Genomic DNA, 3,893 nt, shown 5'->3' with positions numbered 1-3,893 from the left:
GGGGCCATCTCGTCGGCGCGGCGGCGCCAGGTCTGGCGGCGGAAGCGCCACACGATCGCGAACAGCAGGCCCGCGCCCACCACCACGCCGGCGATCACGAGCAGCGGGTTGCCCATCAGCCCGCCGGCGACGACGGTGATCAGGCCGAGCGCCACGGTGAGCACCGCCAGGCTGACCGCGATGCCCTCCGGCGCCCAGGTCCACCGCCGGCCCATCGCGACCTCGTTCAGCAGGTGCTCCGCGCCGCGGTCGAGCTCGTCGTCGCCGGTCTTCAGGGACAGGATGCGCTCGGCCGCCTGCTCGCAGATCAGCAGCTGCTGCTCGCTCGTGATGACCAGCGTGTCGTCGTCGGTGCGGGCCCGGCTCTGCTCGGCGACCGAGTACCAGGCGCTCGCCAGGTAGTAACGCAGCGTCGGGTCGTGCGGGCGGTCGGCGACCAGGTGCTCCAGGTCCGCGACCGCCCCTGCGGCCCGGCCCTCGCCGATCTGCACCTGGGTGATGCCGAGCCGGGCCAGCAAACCCGCCACGCCACCCGCGAGCAGCGCCCGCTGGTAGTGCTCGTCGGCCCGGTCCCAGCGGCCGCGAGCAAGATGCACGTCGCCGATTCCCACCTGATCGAGTGGATGATCGCGTAACCGGGCGGCGTGCTCGAACTCGGTGAGAGCGTCGTCCAACCGGCCGCCGAGCAGCGCGGACCTGGCCAAATCGGCGTGCTGGGCGCCCGCCCGGTCATCCTCCGGGAGGTCGTCGGGCACCAGCCGCCATTTGACTATCACGTCCTGCCACGCTCGAAGCATTGGATCACCCCGCGCGGCACGTTACTCTGAGTAGACCCATGTCGGGGGTGGTGTACGAGGTGAAAGTCGTGGCGAGCGTCCGGACGTTGAGCTCGAGGTGGCTCGCGGTCTGCTGCGCCGTTGTGTATCTCGTGGTCAGCGCCGTTTTGGGGGCCGCTTTACTGATCAGACCCGAGGTCCCCGCGGTCGCCGTCCCAGGCGGCACACCCCCCACGTACGTGGCCGATCAGGGCTCACGCGGTGAGACCACCACCGTGGTCACCACTCCCCCGCCGCCGCAGGGTTACCAGCGGGTGGCCGGTCCGGCGAAGGTCGAGACGGTGATCCCGGTCGGCTGGACGATCGCGCGGGCCGGCGGTCCCGGCGCGATGCGGGCCACCGACCCGTCCGACAGCGGCCGGTTCGTCGGCTACGGCGGCGCTCCGGCGACGTCGACCGACATCGCGAGCATCCACGTCGCGCAAGAGACCAAGTTCGCCCAGCGCACGTCGGAGTACAACCGCATCAGCCTCAACCGCGCGACCTACGCCGGCCACCCGGCGATCGAGTGGGAGTACGAGCACAACGACGGCAGCGGGACCCAGCACGTGCGGGCGCTGTTCTGGATCGTGAACGGCGTCGAGTTCTTCATCTTCGCGTCGGGTCCGCAGGTGCAGTGGTCGCGGATGCTCCCCCTCTACGACGAGATGGTCGCCAGCTCCCGCCCCTAGGCGTGGCGGGCGGTGACGAAGCGGGGCCGGCCGGCGAGGTCCTGGTGGTCCTCGATGTCGGCGAGGACCCGGCGGGTCGCGAGCAGGGCCGGCACGGACTCCGCGTGCGAGTCGTCGTGCTCCATCGCGAACGCGCCGCCCGCACGGAGCAGCCGGGCCGCGCAGCCGACGACGTGCCGGACGACCTGCAGCCCGTCCGAGCCGCCGAACACCGCGCGGAACGGGTCGTGCTCCCCCACCTCGGGCGCGACCGTGGTGCCGACCGGCACGTACGGCGGGTTGCAGACCAGCAGGTCGACGCGGCCGTCGAGGTCGGTGAGCAGGGTCGGGTCGGTGACGTCGCCCTTGTGCAGCACGATCGGCCGGTCGCCCGCCTCGACCCGGATGTCGGAGTTGCGGCGGGCCCAGGCCAGCGCGTTGACGTCGAGCTCGACGCCGTGCACGGTGGCGTCCGGCCGCTCGTGCGCGAAGGCGAGCGCGAGCGCCCCCGAGCCGGTGCAGAGGTCGAGGATCAGCGGGCCGTCGGTGTCCTTGATGGCGCCGAGGCCCCACTCGAGCAGCAGTTCGGTCTCCGGCCGCGGCACGAACACGCCGGCGCCGACCTCGACGGTGACCGCGCCGAGCGACGCCCAGCCGAGCAGGTGCTGGAGCGGGATGCGCTTGGCCCGCCGGTTGACGAGCTGCCCGATGGCGTCGATGACCTGCGGGTCGACCAGCGGCACCAGCGGCAGCTTGCCACGCTCGACACCCAGCACGTGCGCGGCGATGAGCTCGGCATCCACCCGAGGCGAGGAAACCCCGGCGGCGGCGAGGATGCGCTCGGCCTCGATGATGGCCAGGCGAAGCGGCTGTCGGGTCACGGGGTCACCCTCGCACACTCCCGCCCTGGTCAGACGGATTGGTGCGCGGCGAGGCGCTCGTCGCGGTCCGCTGAGGCCAGGGCGTCCAGCACGCCGTCGAGGTCGCCGTCCAGGACGTGGTCCAGGTTGTAGGCCTTGTAGTTGACCCGGTGGTCGGAGATGCGGTTCTCCGGGTAGTTGTACGTCCGCACGCGCTCCGAGCGGTCGACCGTCCGGACCTGGCTGCGCCGGTTGTCCGCAGCCTGCTTCGCCGCCTCCTCGTCGGCCAGCGCCGTGAGGCGGGCGCGGAGGACCTGCATGGCGCGGGTCTTGTTCTGCAACTGTGACCGCTCGTTCTGACACGACACCACGATGCCCGTCGGCAGGTGGGTGATCCGCACCGCCGAGTCCGTCGTGTTGACGCTCTGGCCACCCTTGCCGGAGGACCGGAACACGTCGATCCGCAGGTCCTTCTCGTCGACGTCGACCGCCACGTCCTCGACGTCGGGGTAGACGAGCACGCCGGCCGCGGACGTGTGGATCCGGCCCTGCGACTCGGTGATCGGCACCCGCTGGACCCGGTGCACGCCACCCTCGAACTTCAGCCGCGACCACACGCCGTCCGCCGTCGCGGTCTTGCTCTTGACGGCCACCGTGACGTCCTTGTACCCACCCAGCCCGGTCTCCGTGCCGTCGAGCACCTCGGTCTGCCAGCCGTGCCGCTCGGCGTACCGCAGGTACATCCGCAGCAGGTCGCCGGCGAACAGGGCCGACTCGTCGCCGCCCTCCCCCGACTTGATCTCCATCAGCAGGTCCGAGCCGTCGTGCGGGTCGCGCGGCAGCAGCAGCTCGGTCAGCTTGGTCTCGAGCACGGGGACCCGCTCCGCCAGCGACGCGGCCTCGGCGGCGAACGTCTCGTCCTCGGTCGCGAGCTCGCGGGCCGCGGCCAGGTCGTCGCGGGCCGACTCCAGCTCCCGCAGCGTCTTCACGGTGGGGGTGAGCTGGGCGTAGCGGCGGCCGAGCTTGCGGGCCTTGTCCTGGTCGCCGTGCACCGCCGGGTCGGCCAGCGCCTTCTCCAGCTCGGCGTACTCGTTCAACAGCTCACCGAGTGACGATGAGTCCACGGCAACCTCCCTTCGCTAGGACATGAAAACGGCGCCCACCCGGATGCGGGTAGGCGCCGTGAACGAAGCTACTTGGACTTCTGCCGCTTGCCGTAGCGAGCCTCGAAGCGGGCGACCCGGCCGCCGGTGTCGAGGATCTTCTGCTTGCCCGTGTAGAACGGGTGGCAGTTCGAGCAGATTTCCACGTGGATGCTGCCCGACTTCTTGGTGCTACGCGTGGTGAACGTGTTCCCACAGCCGCAGACGACCTCGGTCGTGACGTACTCGGGGTGGATACCGGTCTTCACAGATCTTGCCCTTTCTCACTGGCCGCCGGGTCCCCGTTGGTTCGGGGTGAACCGGAGCCGGACTCGACCTAACAGTCTGCCAGATGGCCAGACGTACCGTTCAACATGCCCCTATCAGGGGATATTCCGGTACAGC

General features: G+C 70.7%; 5 protein-coding genes. 1 reads left to right on the top strand and 4 read right to left on the bottom strand.

The window, feature by feature from the left end; genetic code table 11:
* Window positions 1-776: hypothetical protein (locus VGD70_RS18155; protein WP_331082771.1), on the bottom strand; the 776-nt coding region annotated here is incomplete at its 3' end.
* A 275-nt stretch (window positions 777-1,051) separates the two neighbouring features.
* On the opposite strand from VGD70_RS18155, the gene VGD70_RS18150 reads away from it, so the two are divergent.
* Window positions 1,052-1,507, top strand: a complete 456-nt coding sequence (locus VGD70_RS18150; RefSeq protein WP_331082770.1) for a hypothetical protein — start codon at window positions 1,052-1,054, stop codon at window positions 1,505-1,507.
* On the opposite strand, the gene prmC is transcribed toward VGD70_RS18150, so the two are convergent.
* The 3 genes from prmC to rpmE all read right to left on the bottom strand — a co-directional run bounded on the left by prmC (window position 1,504) and on the right by rpmE (window position 3,757).
* Complete coding sequence (prmC, locus tag VGD70_RS18145; protein WP_331082768.1) at window positions 1,504-2,367, bottom strand: peptide chain release factor N(5)-glutamine methyltransferase; 864 nt, start codon at window positions 2,365-2,367, stop codon at window positions 1,504-1,506. The genes VGD70_RS18150 and prmC overlap by 4 nt on opposite strands.
* Before the next feature lie 29 nt (window positions 2,368-2,396).
* The gene (prfA, locus tag VGD70_RS18140) at window positions 2,397-3,470 is read right to left on the bottom strand and encodes a peptide chain release factor 1 (RefSeq protein ID WP_331082766.1); all 1,074 of its coding nucleotides are present in this window, start codon (window positions 3,468-3,470) and stop codon (window positions 2,397-2,399) included.
* Window positions 3,471-3,538: 68 nt separating this feature from the next.
* Window positions 3,539-3,757 carry a 50S ribosomal protein L31 gene (gene rpmE / locus VGD70_RS18135; protein WP_331082764.1) on the bottom strand — a complete coding sequence of 73 codons (219 nt, stop codon included), beginning with the start codon at window positions 3,755-3,757 and terminating at the stop codon, window positions 3,539-3,541.
* Window positions 3,758-3,893 lie beyond the last annotated feature (136 nt).

This window comes from Actinophytocola sp., from assembly GCF_036402745.1.
Lineage (GTDB): Bacteria > Actinomycetota > Actinomycetes > Mycobacteriales > Pseudonocardiaceae > Actinophytocola.
This window is presented reverse-complemented; position numbering and strand designations above follow the sequence as displayed.